This is a genomic window from Paraburkholderia sp. (genome assembly GCF_049581445.1).
In the GTDB taxonomy this organism is placed as follows: domain Bacteria; phylum Pseudomonadota; class Gammaproteobacteria; order Burkholderiales; family Burkholderiaceae; genus Paraburkholderia.
In genome coordinates this window covers 1-18,330 of the sequence record NZ_JBAURZ010000227.1, presented here as the reverse complement: position 1 = coordinate 18,330, position 18,330 = coordinate 1, and the positions used below count along the sequence as shown (strand labels likewise).

Annotated in this window: 17 protein-coding genes and 1 pseudogene; 8 read left to right on the top strand and 10 right to left on the bottom strand. The window is 59.3% G+C overall.

Annotated elements, in window-relative coordinates:
* Nucleotides 1-50 precede the first annotated feature (50 nt).
* From WCA85_RS19685 to WCA85_RS19675, 3 genes are all read right to left on the bottom strand, one after another.
* On the bottom strand, nucleotides 51-563 hold the full coding sequence (locus WCA85_RS19685) for a hypothetical protein (RefSeq protein ID WP_424066553.1): 513 nt from the start codon (nucleotides 561-563) through the stop codon (nucleotides 51-53).
* Nucleotides 564-836: 273 nt separating this feature from the next.
* Nucleotides 837-1,316 (bottom strand): DUF1348 family protein, encoded by a 480-nt coding sequence (locus WCA85_RS19680; protein ID WP_424066552.1) that lies wholly within the window; start codon nucleotides 1,314-1,316, stop codon nucleotides 837-839.
* 18 nt (nucleotides 1,317-1,334) lie between these two features.
* Nucleotides 1,335-1,973 (bottom strand): TetR/AcrR family transcriptional regulator, encoded by a 639-nt coding sequence (locus WCA85_RS19675; protein WP_424066551.1) that lies wholly within the window; start codon nucleotides 1,971-1,973, stop codon nucleotides 1,335-1,337.
* Nucleotides 1,974-2,140: 167 nt separating this feature from the next.
* Here WCA85_RS19675 and WCA85_RS19670 point away from each other — a divergent pair, with 167 nt between their 5' ends.
* Nucleotides 2,141-2,791, top strand: a complete 651-nt coding sequence (locus WCA85_RS19670) for a YceI family protein (protein WP_424066550.1) — start codon at nucleotides 2,141-2,143, stop codon at nucleotides 2,789-2,791.
* A gap of 126 nt (nucleotides 2,792-2,917) precedes the next feature.
* Here WCA85_RS19670 and tdh read toward each other — a convergent pair whose 3' ends face one another.
* Both tdh and WCA85_RS19660 read right to left on the bottom strand, forming a co-directional pair.
* Complete coding sequence (tdh, locus tag WCA85_RS19665; protein ID WP_424066549.1) at nucleotides 2,918-3,946, bottom strand: L-threonine 3-dehydrogenase; 1,029 nt, start codon at nucleotides 3,944-3,946, stop codon at nucleotides 2,918-2,920.
* Nucleotides 3,947-3,961: 15 nt separating this feature from the next.
* The gene (locus tag WCA85_RS19660; protein WP_424066548.1) at nucleotides 3,962-5,161 is read right to left on the bottom strand and encodes a glycine C-acetyltransferase; all 1,200 of its coding nucleotides are present in this window, start codon (nucleotides 5,159-5,161) and stop codon (nucleotides 3,962-3,964) included.
* 140 nt (nucleotides 5,162-5,301) lie between these two features.
* Here WCA85_RS19660 and WCA85_RS19655 point away from each other — a divergent pair, with 140 nt between their 5' ends.
* From WCA85_RS19655 to WCA85_RS19645, 3 genes and pseudogenes are all read left to right on the top strand, one after another.
* Entirely contained in the window at nucleotides 5,302-5,928 is a 627-nt protein-coding gene (locus WCA85_RS19655; RefSeq protein ID WP_424066547.1) for a helix-turn-helix domain-containing protein, read from the top strand.
* 131 nt (nucleotides 5,929-6,059) lie between these two features.
* On the top strand, nucleotides 6,060-6,458 hold the full coding sequence (locus tag WCA85_RS19650; RefSeq protein WP_424066546.1) for a DUF2471 family protein: 399 nt from the start codon (nucleotides 6,060-6,062) through the stop codon (nucleotides 6,456-6,458).
* 179 nt (nucleotides 6,459-6,637) lie between these two features.
* Nucleotides 6,638-7,697, top strand: a pseudogene (locus WCA85_RS19645) (tyrosine-type recombinase/integrase).
* A 100-nt stretch (nucleotides 7,698-7,797) separates the two neighbouring features.
* Here the strand turns inward: WCA85_RS19645 and WCA85_RS19640 are convergent.
* Complete coding sequence (locus WCA85_RS19640; protein ID WP_424066545.1) at nucleotides 7,798-9,003, bottom strand: DNA-binding protein; 1,206 nt, start codon at nucleotides 9,001-9,003, stop codon at nucleotides 7,798-7,800.
* Between the two features lie 2,296 nt (nucleotides 9,004-11,299).
* Between WCA85_RS19640 and WCA85_RS19635 the strand changes: the two genes are divergently transcribed.
* Entirely contained in the window at nucleotides 11,300-12,649 is a 1,350-nt protein-coding gene (locus tag WCA85_RS19635) for a replication initiation protein (protein ID WP_424066544.1), read from the top strand.
* Nucleotides 12,650-12,697: 48 nt separating this feature from the next.
* On the opposite strand, the gene WCA85_RS19630 is transcribed toward WCA85_RS19635, so the two are convergent.
* Nucleotides 12,698-13,759, bottom strand: a complete 1,062-nt coding sequence (locus WCA85_RS19630) for a ParB/RepB/Spo0J family partition protein (protein WP_424066543.1) — start codon at nucleotides 13,757-13,759, stop codon at nucleotides 12,698-12,700.
* Nucleotides 13,760-13,782: 23 nt separating this feature from the next.
* A complete protein-coding gene (gene parA, locus WCA85_RS19625; protein ID WP_424066542.1) occupies nucleotides 13,783-14,445 on the bottom strand; it encodes a ParA family partition ATPase in 663 nt (220 codons plus the stop codon).
* A gap of 668 nt (nucleotides 14,446-15,113) precedes the next feature.
* Between parA and arsC the strand changes: the two genes are divergently transcribed.
* The 3 genes from arsC to WCA85_RS19610 all read left to right on the top strand — a co-directional run bounded on the left by arsC (nucleotide 15,114) and on the right by WCA85_RS19610 (nucleotide 17,417).
* Nucleotides 15,114-15,473, top strand: coding sequence for an arsenate reductase (glutaredoxin) (gene arsC / locus WCA85_RS19620; protein WP_424066541.1), 360 nt, complete (start codon nucleotides 15,114-15,116; stop codon nucleotides 15,471-15,473).
* A gap of 163 nt (nucleotides 15,474-15,636) precedes the next feature.
* Nucleotides 15,637-17,013, top strand: coding sequence for a gluconate:H+ symporter (locus tag WCA85_RS19615; protein ID WP_424066540.1), 1,377 nt, complete (start codon nucleotides 15,637-15,639; stop codon nucleotides 17,011-17,013).
* Nucleotides 17,014-17,126: 113 nt separating this feature from the next.
* Nucleotides 17,127-17,417: a DUF1272 domain-containing protein gene (locus WCA85_RS19610; protein WP_424066539.1), complete on the top strand. Its 291-nt coding sequence runs from the start codon at nucleotides 17,127-17,129 to the stop codon at nucleotides 17,415-17,417.
* 77 nt (nucleotides 17,418-17,494) lie between these two features.
* Here WCA85_RS19610 and WCA85_RS19605 read toward each other — a convergent pair whose 3' ends face one another.
* Both WCA85_RS19605 and WCA85_RS19600 read right to left on the bottom strand, forming a co-directional pair.
* The gene (locus tag WCA85_RS19605; RefSeq protein WP_424066538.1) at nucleotides 17,495-17,698 is read right to left on the bottom strand and encodes a zf-HC2 domain-containing protein; all 204 of its coding nucleotides are present in this window, start codon (nucleotides 17,696-17,698) and stop codon (nucleotides 17,495-17,497) included.
* Entirely contained in the window at nucleotides 17,685-18,293 is a 609-nt protein-coding gene (locus tag WCA85_RS19600; protein ID WP_424066565.1) for an RNA polymerase factor sigma-70, read from the bottom strand. Before WCA85_RS19600 ends, WCA85_RS19605 begins: the two co-directional genes overlap by 14 nt.
* Nucleotides 18,294-18,330: the final 37 nt, after the last annotated feature.

Genomic DNA, 18,330 nt, shown 5'->3' with positions numbered 1-18,330 from the left:
TCCGTGCGCTTACGCAAAGTCAGAACTTTTTTGTGCCGCGACGGAAGCTCTCAAAACTTGAACTTGACCTGAAACCCAAGCGTGAATGGAAGATCGTCGGAAGGAATAGGTGGGATCACAATGATGTTCGCGCCTACACGCTTGTAGTCGAACATCAGGATCGGCGCGGCGACCGGCCCCACGGTGTGATTTCTGCCCAAGCCCCAGTCGCCGTAGTTATAGCCGGATATGATGCCGCCCATCACCGCGAGGCGCACGAATCCCCAGTGCGCGAATTCCGGCGCCCAGACACCGCCACCGTAGTAAGAAGGCCGGCGCAACGAATTGCGAAAACCGCCTGCCGTCAACGCCCATTGGTTGTTCAACCAGCACTCGACACCGACGCCGGGATTGAACTGCTCGAAATCCTTGTCTGGATGGATGTGGTACGAGCCGAGCATCGCGTCGACCCATATACCGCCCCCGCACCAATCAGCCGCGTGCGCGCTTGACGCTGCCACAAGCCCGGTGGCGAGCGCGACCAGCGCGCGTCGGATGTTGTCTCTCGTCTGCCGGAAATGCATGTCTTCTCCGTCACCGGTCGAGCGCCGGTGTATTGAATGTGCAGGTTATTGTCGGCTTCAGTCTGGTTTGTCGTCCGTCGGGCACTGTACCTCAAACCCACACGGACAATATTGAAGCCGCACTCGGAAAGGCGGGCACGGGTTCTGCGCGGCCCTTTCGAAACAGCACAATAGCGGAAAAGCAATGGCAGATCGGTGAACGCTCAACGCCCGTTCACGTGGAGGGAGACGGATGGCCCGAGTGACGCTTCGGGCGAGCGAGTATGACGTGGACTAAAGACCGAGGTCGGACAGCCCCGGATGATCGTCGGGACGGCGCCCCAACGGCCAGCGGTACAGGCGGTCGGCTTCGCGGATCGGCAAGTCGTTGATGCTCGCATGACGGTGCGCCATCAGACCATGCTCGTCGAATTCCCAGTTTTCGTTGCCGTAGGAGCGGAACCAGTTGCCGGAGTCATCGTGCCACTCATACGCAAAACGCACGGCGATGCGATTGTCGGTGAATGCCCACAGTTCCTTGATCAGACGGTAATCGAGTTCCTTGGCCCACTTGCGGCTCAACAGTCCAACGATCTCCGCCCGACCCGTGACGAACTCCGCACGGTTGCGCCACACGCTCTGCGGCGTATAAGCAAGCGACACGCGCTCGGGGTCGCGCGTGTTCCAGCCATCTTCGGCGGCGCGCACTTTTTGAATCGCAGTTTCGCGTGTGAAGGGTGGAAGCGGCGGGCGGGTTTCGACAGGATCGCTCATGGTCGGTTGCTCCTTGGTTCAGGTGTGGGCACGCCGCGACGGCGCGCGAGGTCTTGCGGATTCAGCTTCAAGCAATTGTTCAGCTGCGGCGCATGCGTCTAGTGCCGCGTCGGGTTCGCCGCTGACCAGCGCGACACCAATGGCGCCGTCTATCAGGATCAGCCACTGCCGTGCGAGCGTTGCCGCAGATTGGCCATCTGCGCCAAACGCAGCCATGTACTCATCACATTGCGCCCGCACGAAGGCCAGCAGGCGCTCTTTGTGTTCGCGCGCCACCACGCGGATCGGATCGTCCGCTGCGGCAATCTCGCCAGACGCGTTGAGAAACGCGCACCCGTGAAAATCCTCGGATGCAAACCATTCATGTAACACGGCAAACATGGCAAGCAGACGCGTGCGCGGATTCGCGCCACGGTGCAATGTGCCTTCGATAAACCAGTTCATCCAGCGTTCGTCGCGGCGCTCGAGCGCTGCGGCAACGAGCGCGTCCTTCGATTCAAAGTGCGTGTAAAAACTTTTGCGCGCCGTGCCGGACTGCCGGACGATTGCATCGACGCCCGTTGCGTGGATGCCACCGGCGTAGATCAACGATTCGGCCGCCTCGAGCAGGCGCTCGCGTGCGGTGCCCGGACTGGTGGATTCAGGGGAAGTAGCCATGAAAGAAGGGTAGAACGATCATTCCACCCGGTCAAGAAATATTTTGTTTGGGGAATATTCGGAGCGCCGGGCGCGTTCACCTTAACAGGACGGTGGGATTTGGTCTAAAAGCGCCGCTGCCAGCGGCCTTTGCGCTATTGTGATCAGGCACGAATCAGGGGAATGCAATGAAGAAGGACGCTGCGCGCACACTCATCGCGCTAACGTTATGTATCGCTGCGCTTGGGATGGCCGCCGCGTGCACACCGCTGCAAGTCGTCACGCACTCGGTCAGTCAGTCGGAAGCACGCGTGCCAGCGGGGCAATACACGCTTGATCCGCATCACTGGAGCATCGTGTTCGATGTCGATCATCTGAAGTATTCACGCTTTACGATGCGTTTCGACCGTGCAACTGGCCAACTCGACTGGAATGCCGGTGGTATGGACAAGAGTTCGGTTGCGGTGACGATCGATGCGGATAGCGTCGACACCAACGTGCCGTTGCTGGACAAGATGGTCAAGAGTGACAATATGTTCGATGTGCAACGCTATCCGCAGATCCGATTCGTGAGTACGAGCTTTGAGCGAACCGGCGATGCGAGCGGCAAGCTCACCGGCAATCTGACGATTCGCGGCGCCACGCAACCGGTGACGCTGGACGTCAAGTTCAATGGCTTCGGTCCCGACCCGTTGACGAAGCAGGACACGCTGGGCTTTTCGGCGGAGGGCAGTTTCAGCCGATCGAAGTTCGGCTTGGGGACGTGGTATCCGGCCGTGGGTGACGATGTCCACGTGCGCATACAGGCCGAATTTGACCGGCCACCGGCGGGAGAATAGCTAGCATCACGCAAAGCCCGAGTTGTAATGGCTCGGCGGGTGAGTCCCCGGCGGCGTGATCACGCGCCGGGGTGTACTGGCAGAAGTGTTACCCACGGCCCGACTGAGTAGAGACGGCAGCCCCTATCAGACAGTCCAGTCGAGAATCACCTTGCCGCTTTCGCCGGACAGCATCGCGGCAAACGCGTTTTTGTAATCGTCGACGGGGAAACGGTGCGTCAGGATCGGCGACAGATCCAGTCCGCTTTGCAGCATGGCGACCATCTTGTACCAGGTCTCGAACATCTCGCGGCCATAAATACCCTTGATTTCCAGCCCCTTGAAGATCACCTGATTCCAGTCGATCGCAGTTTGAGCGGGAGGAATGCCGAGCAGCGCCACCTTGCCACCATGATTCATTGCTTCGAGCAGGCTGGTGAATGCACTTGGCACACCTGACATTTCGAGGCCCACATCGAACCCTTCGGTCATGTGCAGATCAGCCATCACATCGCGCAGCGACTCGCGCGACACGTTCACTGCACGCGTCGCGCCCATCTTGCGAGCGAGTTCGAGGCGATAGTCGTTGACATCGGTAATCACGACGTTGCGTGCGCCGACGTGTTTCGCAATCGCCACGGCCATGATGCCAATGGGACCGGCGCCGGTAATCAGCACATCCTCCCCGACCAGGTTGAACGACAGGGCCGTATGCGTCGCGTTGCCGAACGGGTCGAAAATCGCAGCGAGATCATCAGAGATCTCCGGCGGAATCTTGAAGGCATTGAAGGCCGGGATCACCAGATACTCGGCGAATGCACCTTCACGATTGACGCCCACGCCCACTGTGTTGCGGCACAAGTGACGGCGTCCCGCACGACAGTTTCGACAGAATCCACAGGTGATGTGACCTTCGCCCGATACCCGGTCGCCAATCGCAAAGCCGCGTACCTCCTGGCCCATTTCGACGATTTCGCCGACATATTCGTGGCCGACATGCATCGGTACAGGGATGGTCTTTTGCGCCCAATCGTCCCATTTCCAGATGTGAATGTCCGTGCCGCAAATCGCCGTGCGCTTGATGCGGATCATCACGTCGTTGTGGCCGACTTCCGGTTTCGGCACATCCGTCATCGTCAGACCCGGTGCGCGTTCGAGTTTTGCCAGTGCTTTCATTATCGACTCCGGGTTCTAGATGATGCCGAGCGAACGGCCAACGCGTGCAAATGCATCCACCGCACGGTCAATCTGTTCAGGCGTGTGCGCCGCACTCATCTGCGTACGAATGCGCGCCCGCCCTTTGGGCACCACCGGGAACGAGAAACCGATCACGTAGACACCTTCCTTCAGCAGCGCATCGGCCATGCGCGATGCGAGTTGCGCATCGCCCAACATCACGGGAATGATGGGATGTTCGCCGGGGACGAGCGTGAAGCCGAGTGCACTCATTGCGCTTCGGAAACGCGCGCCGTTCGCACGAACGCGCTCACGCAACGCGGCGCCTTCTTCGCTCGCAAGCAATTCAAGTACTTTCAGCGACGCGGCGGCGATGCTCGGCGTTAGCGTGTTGGAAAACAGATAGGGACGCGAGCGTTGGCGCAACAGTTCGACAATTTCCTTGCGAGCCGCCACATAACCACCGGAGGCGCCGCCCAGTGCCTTGCCGAGCGTGCCGGTAATGATGTCGACGCGCGAGAGCACGCCGCATTGCTCCGGCGTGCCGCGGCCATGCTCGCCGATGAAGCCGACCGCATGCGAGTCGTCCACCATCACGAGGGCGCCGTAACGATCCGCCAGATCGCAGATGCCGGCGAGGTCGGCGATGATGCCGTCCATTGAAAAGACGCCGTCGGTCGCGATCAGCTTGAAGCGCGCGCCTGCGGCGTCGGCCTCTTTCAGCTTCGCTTCGAGGTCGGCAAGATCGTTGTTCTTGTAACGATAGCGCTTTGCTTTCGAGAGCCGCACGCCGTCGATGATGCTCGCGTGATTCAACTCGTCGCTGATGATTGCGTCAGCGTCGTCGAGCAAGGTTTCGAACAGACCACCGTTTGCGTCGAAACAACTGGAGTAGAGGATGCAGTCGTCGGTTTGCAAGAACGCGGCGAGCGCCCGCTCCAGATCCTTGTGCACCGTCTGCGTGCCGCAGATGAAACGCACCGAAGCCATGCCGAAGCCGTCGCGCTCAAGCCCGTCTTTGGCGGCTTCGATCAGGCGCGCATCATCAGCGAGACCCAGATAGTTATTGGCGCAGAAATTCAGCACGTCCACGCCGTTCGCGAGCTTTATGTCGGCAGATTGCGGGCTGGCGATCACTCGCTCGGTCTTGTAGAAGCCGTCGGCGCGAATCTGCTCGAGCGTGCTGCGCAGATGGGCGAGATAGGGTTCACGCATACGTCAGACTCCTGAATGTGGCTCACACCGCGCGGCCGTGATTGTTTGTCGAAGCGCCCGGCTGTATAGTCGGTTGTCAGCTTTATCGAATATTTCCGCTTTTCCGAACTTAAGTTCGGTATGTCGAACAACTCTAAACGATGGGCAAGAAAATGGCAAGTTCGGGAACCCGGCGCGCTTCGGCCAGCGCCGTACCCACTCTAGCGCAAACCGTCGCGGCACCACCGCGGGTGGGCGAGCAGATTCAGCGGCTCCGTAGCGAGCGCCGAATGACGCTCGACGACCTGTCCCGCGCGGCGGGGGTGTCGAAGTCGATGCTCTCGGAAATCGAACGTGACAAGGCTAATCCGACTATCGCTGTCGCCTGGCGGCTCACCAACGCGCTAGGTGTCAGTCTCGATTCGTTATTCGCGCAGCAGAAGGCGCCGGAGGCGATCGCCGTTTCTGGACCGCACGACATTCCGACGCTAAGTGGTCACGACGCCAAATACCAGTTGCGCGTGTGGGGGCCGATTGAACTGGCGGGCAAGTTCGAATGGTACGAACTGACTTTGCAGGCGGGTGGGGCGCTGGTGTCGAACGCCCACGAGCCCGGCACGCGCGAACATCTGACCGTACTGCACGGCTCGATTGAAATTGAGGCGGCCGGGACGACCAAGCGTCTGAAAGCGGCAGATACCGCACGTTATGTCGCTGACGAACCGCATGCGATCCGCAACGCGGGCAAGAGCGAAGCGAAGGCGCTGCTGGTGGTAATTCACGGCTGAGCCACACCTCGAGTGGCGGGGGCGGCGCGTGCGGAACAGATTGGCGGGACGCCGACGCCGTTAGCCGTTTGGCCTGGTTGCGTCCGATACTGTATGTTTGTACAGTATACGCAGACAGACCGGAGCCAAACATGCACCAACTGACAACCGGCCATGCCGATCATGGCTTGGCCGCGCTACGCTTCCAGAGCGCCGCACGCGATCTCGAACACATCGTACGCGATATCGCTTCACGCTATATCGTTCAGCAAGTTCCTCTAACCTGGCGGCTATTGCACGCAATCGAGGCGGAGGCGTTGGCTGACCTCGGTTTTGCAAGTCGCCATGACGAGCACATGCTGACACTCTTCTTGCGGCCCGACGCGCTGCCCTATCCAGAGACCGACGATCCGGTGGATTTTGGCGCGTCGAACGCTTTGCCGCCGGTATTCGCGTTTGCAATTTCGGTCTACGAACAGGCCCATCGTGCGGCGGCCGCATCGGGACCCAAAACTGTCGGGCTGCGGCGAGCGAGGGCGTGGGGAGGGTAGGCACACGGGGCGCGCGTAGGATTGCTCTGGCCGAAGTCGTCGATCCGGCGCGGGTCACGTCTGCGTTGGGGATCGGTGGTTCGCGATGGTCTCTTTTGACGAAGGCCTGAGTCCTCGAAGCGCTATCGAATCGCGGGCATCTGACCTACAATTAGACGCAACTAACGGATAGACATGCAATGCTTCCACCCACCGAACCCGGCTCCGCCGACCATCCCGCTCCCGCAACTGATCTGTTCGATCAAGTACGCGAAGACTGGCGCCGGGATCCGCGTATCGCGTTTGATGCGTGGCTCGCCAAACAAAACTTTCGGCGTTCTTCGGCGGAAGTTTATCAAGCGCAGTGGGGGCTATTTCTCGATTGGCTCGCCGTCAAACAAAAAAATCTGAGTTCTGTCGATACACAAGCCATTGCCGACTTCGTTGCGGGACTCGCCATCCGAAAGCCACAACGGGTCCGCTATTTACGGCTTATCGAACGGGTGCTGGATCACGTGCGCGAAATCGAATCGGCATCGACGAACCCCGCCCGCTTTATCGCCCAGGATGGCGAAGCTGCCTGGCGCAATGCTCGCGACAACGAACCCACCGGCTTTCTGACGAACGGCGAGCGCGCGTCGCTGATCGCGCATCTGTTCTCACCCGTTTCCGATTTGTCCGCGGCTCAGCGCTGGAGAGAACGGCGTGATCGCGCATTGATAGCGGTATTTCTGGGCGCAGGTCTGAAAACCGGCGAAGCAAGGGCATTAACGGTTAGTTGCGTCTCGGTGGGTTCGCCGTGGGTGACAATCGAGTCGCCGAATCCCACGCTGACGCGCCGCACGCGGCTCTCGCCGTTTTGCGGTGGCGATTCTCGATGCATGGCTCGCGGAACGGCGTCTTTCAGAACTGGCCGGCAACCTGCTATTTCCCGCGTCGCCGTCCGGTCGGCCGATGCATAAGGCGACCATGCTCCGTTCGGTCGATGCGCTGATCGAAGTCGCCGGTTTCGCGGTTTCGCGCGAATCGCGCGCGAGCCCGCAGACCCTGCGCAACACATTCGCCGCGGATCTGTTCGAAACGGGTGTCGACCCGGAGCAGGTCGGTCAATGGCTTGGATTTGCGCAACCGGTTTCGGCGAGCCGGCTGCACCGCGCGTGGCAGACGTGGTCCGAGCAGCAGGAAACTCCCATTTTCAGTGAACCTGATCCCGCCGCGCCGCCACCGCGGACAGGCGCGCAGCGCGGTCGTTCAGGCTAACCAAAGTGTGAAAAACGTCCTGTATCGACTCACCGTTGAGCTCCCGAATTCGCTCACCTTTAGATCTTGGTTCGCGTCTCGCCGGTGAGTTCCGGCAAGCCTAGGCCACGGTAGGAACCGTGTTTGCCGACAAAAACCGCGTGACTGCCTCGAGCCGAGAGTGTCCGGGACCCGAGGAGTGCTCGCACTCCGGGCACTGCAGTTCGTAGCGGTGATCGACCTGGGACAATTCGGGCTCACCCTCCTCACATTTGGGACAACGTTGCGGCAAGATGACGTGACCGTCCGCGAGCGTACCGATAGCCGCCATCTCATCAACGCTCAAGCGGCCGGTTTTCGCGAGATCACCGAGCAGACTGGCGATGGCCGGATCGATCCCCTGTTGCGCGCGCAGTGTTGCAAGCTCAACGGCCAGCGCGTCGAGTTCGTCAGATTGCTCGCGCACTTGTGCGTCTAACCTGTCGCCACGGGCCTTGGCGGCAGCGACCTGTTGAATGAATTCAAATTCCTTGCGACTTGTATCGCGCAGACCCGATTGATAGGTCGCCGCCATAGTGCGCAAGGAATCGAGTTCGACCAACATCGGCTTAACCCGGCGCTCGGCCTCGGCGACAGCATCCTTGATCTGTTGAGCATAGTGCTCGGTGCTATGGCGCATTTCTATATGAAGCGCGTCAATGCGGTCCCGCAAAGCGGCGTTAGTGGACTGCTCCGTATCGAGGCGTTTGCGAAGCGTTTCGTTTTCTGAGTCGAGGCGGCGCACGCTGGCCTGCAGACTATCCTGATGGACAGCGCCGTTTGAATTGGCCAGCGCCAGTTCTGCTTCAAGTACGCGAACGCGCTCCCAAGCGGCATCGGCTCGAGCCTCGCTACGGCTGACGGCATCCTCTGAGGCCTGTCGGCGGATTTCCGCCTCGCGTACTTCGCGTTCCGCAGCGCTCGCTTGGGCGTGCAGTTCCACTCGCTCAACGTCGAGACTTGATCGCGCATAAGCGACAGCCTCTTCAAACATCGCCCCCAGCAACTCGCCGGCTCGGTCTTCGAGTGCTTTTGGGATCGATCCGGTGCCCACGCGCACACGCGATGCGCCCCGAATTCGCTCCCAGAAACTATCGATGTCCTTGGGGATATCGCTTGCGCTTCCCGTTTGGGTCAAGTCACGCACCGCAGCCATGGATGGCCGGATGCCAAGATCGAAAAATAGCCGTTTGCAAGCGTGGTGCGACAGTTCTTGTCTGCGCGCGCCGCTTTCCCGCATCGATTCGAGTTCCTGCCGAATGGCCTGGCGTTCGTCGTCCAGATTCATTTTTACCTCTCTAGGACTTGGATTCGGCAAATCATAACAATTTACGTAGTATTTGCTACAACTTTATAGGGGCAGGAGGATTTATAGGCCGAAGAGGCAAAATCTGGCGCTGTTGGTCGAAGTATCCATTCCCGTGCTGCTGGCTTCCGTGAAACAAAACGAAGAATAGTCAATAAGCGCTTGTAAAGAAAAGCTTTTTTGTGATTTTTCTGCGTGTCACGACTGTTTCACGAAGCGGAATGGCAGCTTGGTTTAGAGGGTATCGGGAGGACGCGCGGGTCAAAGTCTTGAGAGTAATAAAAGTAAACACCCTTGAACCCTAGTTAAAAACGTTAACGCCACGGCAGATCCTTACCAGGCAAGGGTTTGCGGCCGATCAGGTGAAGCTTTACGGGAGTCGTGGTGAGGGCATGCGGGATCGTCAAGTGATGGGGTTCGGGGACGTGGGTGAGGAGGTGCAGGACAGTAAGTGAGCGGGTTCAGGAGAAGGTTAAAAAGTTGCCACAGTGCAAAGGTGAGGTTTTGCAGGACCTGATTGGTCGGGCGGCCCGCCCGGACGTAAAAAATACGCGAGCGAGGCTGGCACAGCTAGGTGAGGGCTTTCGGGAAGGGTCGCGAGCCTTGTTTTGGGCGTAAATCAGGGGCGCAAAAACCCTTCGGTGAGGCAAAGCGGGAGAAAACGGATATCCAAAGTGAGGCTTTTCAGGGGGCGGCATGCATTTATGCCCGATTATTGTGCAGTCGACAGTCTAAGGTGAGGTTTTTCGGGAGCAAGGAGAGGTGTTCGGCGAGTAATAGGGCCTCCGAGGTTGGCCAGATGCCGGTAAATTTCCAAAGGTGAGGTTATTCGGGAAGCGTCGCAGAGGACTTGCCAAAGGGGGTGAAACATCGAAATTCGCGCCAAAGGTGAGGTTTTTCGGGACCTAATCATCAGTCGAAAATCGCCTGCGGTGAGACGATTCGGGAGGAAGTTTGCGGTTACTTACGGGAAACCCCACGCCACACTTGGTTAGTGAGTTCGTTTATCCAACGGCCAAATCTTGAATGGTGAGGCTTTTCGGGAACACCCAGTTTGACTGGACGAACAAAGAGAAACCGGGCTGAAATCGTAAAGGTGAGATTTTTCGGGACCTTAATAGTTGAAGTAATGCTCGACGTGTTTTCTATAAGTACTTGAAATAAGTGAGAATTTTTCTCTTGTCAGGGACGGGTGAGGTTTTTCGGGAGCCGAGCACGGTCGTTGCACTGCCGCACTGGCGTGGTCGAATTCGGGCAAAGGTGAGGCTTTTCAGGAGCGTTTGAGTGTCGAATTTGAGGGTCCGCCGGCATGGAAGGCGTGTTTTCGCGGCTCCAGGGAAGTTAAAGGTGAGGCTTTTCGGGACCATGGTGATGCAGCGAGGTAGGGTGAGGCGACGATGGCAGACGCACCCCACCTTTGGTTGCAGCAGGTGGATGAGACCGGCCGGCATGCCGCTAACCGGATCCAGACTCTAGTGCGCGAACGCGGCGCCCATGCTTCAGGCTTCCAGGCGGAGATATCGGCGTGGGCGGCTGTCACGACATCATTCCAGCCGACGGGTCGCTTGTCCCTGTCATGCAGGGTTACTCCGGCAAGATCGTTTGATGATCGCTTGCGCATGGCCGAGCCCGTGCGAGGTTCGTCTCAAATGGTGCCGTAGAAGCGGCACCGGTCCGCGTGGTGCATGCGTCTTACGTGGCGGTGATGGCGGGCCGGGGGTCACACGGCGCACAGGAAGGAGGAAGGGACTACGAATGCTACGGGTGTGTCGCAGGCGGTTCGTCCAATCCGCAAGCTGCAGCACATTTCCATGGACGGGCCCTTCGTGACCACGACAACTGGCCCGCCCTCCGCGACCCGTATCGCGCGGCGGATCGATACCCTGCCAGAGGAAATCAAGCCTCGATCATGCGGCGCCCTTCTATCTCCGCGCCAGTGAGTGCTCGTTTCTTATGTTCTCAGTGACGAATGGTGGATGCACGCCGAACAGCAGCGCCATTTTTTGTCGCGAGATTGCGACTTTTTATAGGTGAGCCGATACGGGAACAGAAGCCTCCCTTTCATCCCAGGGTCAAAACCAGGGCATTTTTCTGGATCCCGCAGCGCGCAACGATGGCCGGAACCTGGTGTAAAACGGTAGAGGTGAGCGTTTTCGGGAGCAGACCGAGGTGAGCCGAGATTCCTGAGCGCACTTCACCGGGAATGGTGAGACGCGCGCTATAGACGTGCTTCACCGCAGCCGGTATGCTCTCGCCAAATCCCTCCTCGACCCGACGCATGGCCACGAAGCGCGCGAAGAAGACTGATGTGGTGAGCCCGAGCTCCGCCGAATTGCGAAAAGCCGTCGAGGCGATTGCCATTCAGCCCAAGAGCGGCAAGATCACCCTTCTCACCCGAAAGCTATTTAATGTGCTGCTGGCCGTCGCCCAGCAAGCTGACGAGTCTGGCGACACGTACCGGGCGCTGCTTTCGGATATCGTAGCCAACTCGGCGTTCGACTCAAACGATACCGCGCTCGTAAAGGAACACCTGCGGCGTATGGTGTCGGTGCAGGTTGAATGGAGCACCGGGACGTCGAGCCAGAAGCCCGGTCGAAAATGGGGTATTTCAACCCTTATCGCCGACGCGGAAATTCTCGAAGACCCGACCACCCGACGCGTCTGGGTCGAGTTTTCGTTCGCCCCCAAGATCAAGAAGAAACTGCTCGATCCTGTGCAATACGCGCGGTTGAGCCTGCAGTTCCAGAGCCAGTTGCGCAGCAGTGCGGGCCTCGCGCTGTACGAGATTTGCGTGCGTTATCTGACGAATCCGAGTCACCTGACCATGCGCGAGTCGTGGGAATGGTGGCGCCCTATCCTCTCCGGAACGCCCGACACTGAGGCCGGTGACGAGGCAAAGCGCGAATACAAATACTTCAAGCGTGATTATCTGCGCCCGGCTATTGCCGAGGTGAACGCGGTGACCAACATCTTTGTCGAGCTGATTGAGCATCGGGAGGGGCGGCGCGTCGCTGAAATCCAGTTTCGCGTGACCGAGCGCAAGCAGCCCATGTTGGCGCTTGACGAGCATCCGAACGTGTTCGACAGCACGCTGGTCGACAGGATGGTCAAGATCGGAATTCCGCTAAAAGAGGCCCAGACGCTTTATGCCGACAGTGAGGAAAATCGCATTCGCGCGGCTTTGCAGATGACTGAACAGCGTATGCGCAGCACGTCGTTGCCGCCCGTACGCAGTGCGCCGGCGCTATTCAAGGACGCGCTGAAAAAGGGCTATGCGCCTCCGGTCGAAGCGCTGCCATCGGGTAGTGCCAGCAAGTCGGGCGCTGCGGCGCCGGCCGACGACCTCAAGGCGCGTCTGTTGGGCGAGTATTCGGCGTACCGTCGGAAGGAAGCGCGGGCGCTGTACGACGAACAAGGTGACTCGGAACGGGACTTGGCACGTCAGTCATTCGAACAGGACGAGTTGCCGGATCTGGGTGCGCATATGCGTGACGACTGGCGTCGCCGTGGCCTCGATTCCAAGCTGGCTGAGACGGCATTCTTCGACTGGCTTGCCCGCAAAACGTGGGGTGACCCGACTGATGGCGATCTGCTCGCCTTCACCTTGAGCCAGTCGCGCGCTGCCTGAGCGCGTACTTCAAAACGGGGCGTCGTGTAGCGACGCCCCATCGAATGCTTACTTCGGCAACAACATCTGCTCGATCTGCCTCAGGATGTCGTCGCGCTTGTCTTTCGACAGGCCCTTCAGCCGAAGCTCGATGCGATCGTCCCCGTAGGACTTCAAATCCCCCACCGATACACCGTCCAGCTTGATCTCGAGACGCTGCGCATAGCGTTGTCGTCCGGCCGGCTTGGCGCTTTCCTGAGCTGTCGCTCTGCCTTTGACGATGTCTGCAACCTGTCGCGTACTCAGATCGTCCGAGAGAATCTTGTTGATCAGGCGCAGTGTGGCGTCAGACCCGCGAGCGCTGTGGTACCGGCCGACCTGATACGCCATGTTCGAGCCAAAGCGATCGGTACGCGCGACCATTTCATGCATGACCACTTCGGGCAGCTTCGCAATCGACAAGGCAACCGCGACCGTCGATTCATCAAGCCCGAGGTGTTCGGCTAGCTCTTTCTGGCTCTGGAAGTGTTTGTCGTCCAAAAAGCGTTTCCATACGATGGCATTGTCGAAGACCGTTTGTGAGTCACGTTGAACGTTCAGGTCGTAGCCGAGCTTGTAGCTCTCGATGCCGATCGGCAGATCGATTACGATCGCCTTCACCGACTCCTTGTTCGCCTCTTTCAACGCTCGTACGCGCCGACCGCCATCGCTTACGAAGTACGTGCCGGGATTGTCGTAGTCAGGGATTACATGAATCGCCTGCTGTTGTCCCTGCTTGGCCAGATTGACCGCGAGTTCAGCGATGGACGACTTCAAATAGAAGTGCCGCGGGTTGAACGGGCTGGCTTTGATGACCTTGAGCGGTAGCTCGATGACCTGCCCGGACCGATATCCAAATTCGATACGCCATGCGCGATACGCTGGCGATTCGTGCAGGCTTTCTGCTGGGTCGACTTCGGCGGCCGCCGATGTCGAAACTGGCTGGAAGGAGCGTGCTGCCAGTTCGCCAGCCTTGGGGGCATTCTTTACCAGGCCGTCGATTGCGTTGAGACGGTCGAGGGCGGTTCGCTTTTCGCTGCTTGTCGTGTCGGGACGTGCTTGAAAGCCTTTGGCGAATTGGGAGGGTTTCATTCGTGTCCTTTATGCGCATAAATTCAGGGGAGCAAGGCGGCGATTTCATCGGCGCACGCGCGTACTTCTAGGGCGGCGAGCTTGGCGCCGCGGTCGTTCATTTGCAGAACGGTTTGGCCAAGTGCCATGGCCTGCTTATAGGCTTCGCGGGTCGGGATCTGGGTTTTGAGCAACGGAAAACCGAGTTCCTCGAGCGCGCGTTTGAGTTCACGGGTCAACATCCGCTTCTCTTCGGTCTTGTTCAGCAAAAAGACCGCCCGCAGGTCCTCGTTCATCACTTGGGCTTGCTGGACGAGTTTGACGAGGCCGACGCTGGACCAATAATCCGCGGGGGAAGATGAAGTTGGAATGATGGCGACCGTTGCAGCGAGCAACACGACACCGGAGACCTTTTCCGTAATGGACGGAGGGCAGTCGACGACGATGATGTCGTAGTCCGCCACGAACTTCTTGATCTCACGGTGGATCTGGCCACCGAACTCGGAGAGATTGACGACAGGAAAGGGGATACCAGATTCGGCGTCCGATGATGCACTCGCCCAATGTACCAAGGTGTTTTGTCCGTCGGCGTCAACGACGAGGACGCGTTTCCCCTTTTCGTGAAAGGCAGCGCCAAGGTGCATCGCGATAGTGCTTTTCCCGACTCCACCCTTCTGCTGAGTTACCGCGATGATTTCTGCTGCCAATCTTCACCTCCTCTTTTTAGACGCTGATGGATTTTACCTTGATGAATTTTCATTTCAATCTTTTTGTCGTCAACGTACGACGCGTTAGCCGTTCGGCAGAGGTTTATGCGCATAAACGACGTTTGGTTTGGGTGGTGGGTGGTTTTGTCTGGCGATGTTTGCGGATGGGGGCGTGGAACGAAACAGTTGTCGCGCGGGGCAGCCTTGCTGGAACAGAGGTTGTATGCGTACATGTTGGGTCGAGAAGATGTGGCCATTGAAGGCGCACGTAGCGCGTAGTCGAAGCTTCACGGCCAGCCCCCATCACGCATCAACGATCAGGTGCCACGATGGCAATTTGACTGTCTGTCTAGAGGTAGAGGCTGAAGGCGTTGAATCGCGGGTCCGCCAGCCGTCTTCGCTTTAAAGCGCGCGGCAGTTGCCGTCTTTATGCGCATAAGCAATCCAGATGCTTCGGACTCGCCAGGGCCCACGCCCTTACCCCACGTCCCAGGCGTCGTCGATCAGTGCCGCCTCCGCATTGGATCGCCGTCCTCACGAGCCCAAATCCTTGGGCGCCCGCTCTTCGATAAAAAGCCCCCTCAGCGAACGCGCCCCGCACCCATCCATAACGGCCGCTAAAATTCATACCCCACCCACCACCGTCCCTGAGCGCCACATCCACCGCCATGATCACCATCTACCACAACCCCCGTTGCTCCAAATCCCGAGATGCATGCGAGTTGCTCGCCAAGACCTACAACGTTGCGAATGAACCGGTACAAATCATCGAATATCTCAAGCAACCGCTATCGGTTGCGCAACTGAAGACGCTGAACAGCATGCTGGGCTGTTCGGTCCGCGACACGTTGCGTGACACAGAAGCGGCCTATGAAGAGCTCGGGCTGAGCAACCCTGGCCTGTCCGACGATCAGTTATACGAAGCAATCGCAACTCATCCTGTGCTGATGCAGCGTCCGATCGTCGTGCGCGAGGGGCGGGCGGTAATCGGGCGTCCGCCGGAGCGCATTAAAGCGCTGTTTGCGTAGGCCGATCAACCGACCTATGCCCGCCCCGATCCACTGAAGCCCGGAGCGAAACACCACCGCAGCGCGTGCGCGATTTCCCCGGCGTCCCTCTGTCATCGCCCGCTACAATCGCCGTCATTCGCTGCTCAGGCTCGATTGAATCAATCAACACAAAAGGGACATCGTGCATCTGACGACAACGCTCGCTCCATGGTCATCCCATGACACCCAACTGATCATTTCGTGCTTGCTGGGTCTCGCGCTGATTATTTTCTTCATCAGCGTACTGAAGCTCGCGCCGTTCCTGTCCATTCTGGTCGGCACGTTTGCCGCGGGTTTTGCCGCTGGCCTGCCGCTTGAAGCCGTGGCCAGCGCGTTCAGCAAAGGTGCCGGTGCTCTGTTTGGCGACGTGGGCATCATCATCGCGTTGGGCGCGATGCTCGGCGCGCTGATGGCCGAGTCCGGCGCGGCGGACCGGTTGGTATCGACGATTCTCGATCACTCCACCCCGCGCCTGCTGCCCTGGATGATGGCGCTAGTGGCGATCATCATCGGCTTGCCGCTGTTCTTCGAGGTCGGCCTCGTGATGATGGTGCCGATCATCTTCGTGATGGCACGGCGCTCGAAACAACCCATTCTGCGTATCGCGATTCCCGCGCTGGCCGGCATGACGACTTTGCACGCGCTACTGCCGCCGCACCCCGGTCCTCTGATCGCCGTGAGCGCATTGCATGCTGATCTCGGCTTGACGCTCGGACTCGGTCTGATCATCGCGATTCCGGCGGTGATTCTCGCCGGACCGCTTTATGGGATCTGGCTATCCAAGCGTATGCAGGTATCTGAGCCGGAGGAAATGGGCAAGCTGTTCACTGCCCAGCCGGGTGCGGCCGAACCTCCCGGCTTTGCGATTTCCCTCATCACGATCCTGTTACCGGTGATCCTGATGCTGGGCCGCACTGTGGCCAAACTGCTGCTCAAGCCTGAAACCTTTCTGTTCGACGCACTCAATTTCCTTGGCGAACCATTGGTCGCGCTCGGCCTCACGGTGCTGTTCGCTGTGGTCGTGCTGGGCTGGTCGCGCGGCATGCCTCGGGAGCGGGTCGGCGGTATTTTGCGCAAAAGTCTTCCACCAATCGCCGCGCTGCTCCTGACCATCGGCGCGGGCGGTGGCCTCAAGCAGGCTCTGGTGGTGGCCGGAATCAGCACGACCGTCGGCAAGATCGCGGTCGGAACGCATCTACCGTTGATCTTGCTCGCCTGGCTGATCGCGGTGGCGTTGCGTCAGGCCACTGGCTCAGCCACCGTCGCCACCACGACGACGGCCGGGATCGTCGCGCCGGTCGTGAGCGGTCTGAGCCCGACACATAATTCCCTTATGGCACTCGCCATCGGCGCGGGTTCGGTGTTTTTCTGCCACGTGAATGACGCGGGATTCTGGATGGTGCGGGAATACTTCGGTCTGCAATTGAAGCAGACGGTGTTCGTCTGGTCGATTTTGCAGACCATTGTCTCGGTGGTTGGCCTTGCGCTGACACTCGTACTGTGGGGCGTACTGACATGAGATGGCCGGTGGCATAAGCGTCGGCCCGTGCCCGCTCACATCGTCCACGTCCAATATCGGAGGACGCGACAACAACGCAACGCGCATTCCCTTTTCTTGACCCGGAGCCTTTGATGCTAGAACTGAGACCGTCGTGCGAAGCCTGCGGCAAACTACTCCCGCCGAACGCTGCTGATGCCATGATCTGCACCTACGAATGCACGTTTTGCGCAGGTTGCGCGTTGAACGTGCTCGGCAATGTGTGTCCGAATTGCGGTGGTAACTTTGAGCGCCGACCGATTCGTCCGCGCGCAATGCTCGCAAAACATCCCGCTAACAGCGAGCATCATCGCGCGGAGATTGATCAAGCTTCGCACGCAGCGTTGCTCCAGCAATACGGCGCCATACCGCCTGGCGAGCGTTAGCAAGCCGTCCGCAAGGTGACTTGCCGCTGGAAACTGCTCCCCGCAACGCTTGACGAACAAGCGGACAAGCGAAGCTGTCAGTCGTCCGAGCGGACCTCCCCGGACTGGTCAAGACCGCTCGCTTCGCGGGCCGCCGCGCGCAGGAGGCCAATGTGCTTGCGATAGTTGCGGCAGCCGCTGCATGTCGGCAAATGCAGCCCGACCGCGATCCATTCGCCGGCGGTTAGCGGGCGGTCGAGCGCGTCCGAAAGCAGGCGCGTGATGTCTTTACATTTCCCCATTCGCATCCTCTCTGGAAAGACCCTTTTCGCTCAAGCAGGTGCGCAATCGCAGACGTGCGCGGTAGATCAGAACACTGCAGTGATTTGCGGTCATCTGCAGTTCGGTGCAGATTTCATCGGTCTCGAGGTCGAGGAATTCGCGCATCATGAACACACGCCCAATCTGCTCGGGTAGATGTTCAAGACACATCTCGAACAGCGTCCAGAATTGCTGTTGACGTAACGCGGTCTCCGGCGACGGCCAGGGGCGCGGCTTGGCCTCGCGCGACCAGTGACCGTTGTCCTTGAACAATTCGCGGTCCAGCAACGCTTCATCCTCGAGTTCGGCGTCCAGCTCGGACAAGCTAACGGTGCGTTTGCGCGCACGCAGCGAATCGACGAGTTTGTGACGCAGGATGCCGAACACCCACGTCTTGTGTTCAGATTGCGCGGCAAACCGGTCGGCCTGAGTCCAGGCTGCTGCGAGCGCTTCCTGGACGGCGTCTTCCGCGGCGGCCGCGTCGCGTAACTGGAGGCGCGCAAAGCGCAACAGGTCGCGCCGCAACCTGGCGAGATAGACAGGGTCGTCAAAGGCGGGCCTGGCCGTCTGGGTCATGCGACCCCCTGCTCTGCGCCGCGGCGCGGCTCCCGGG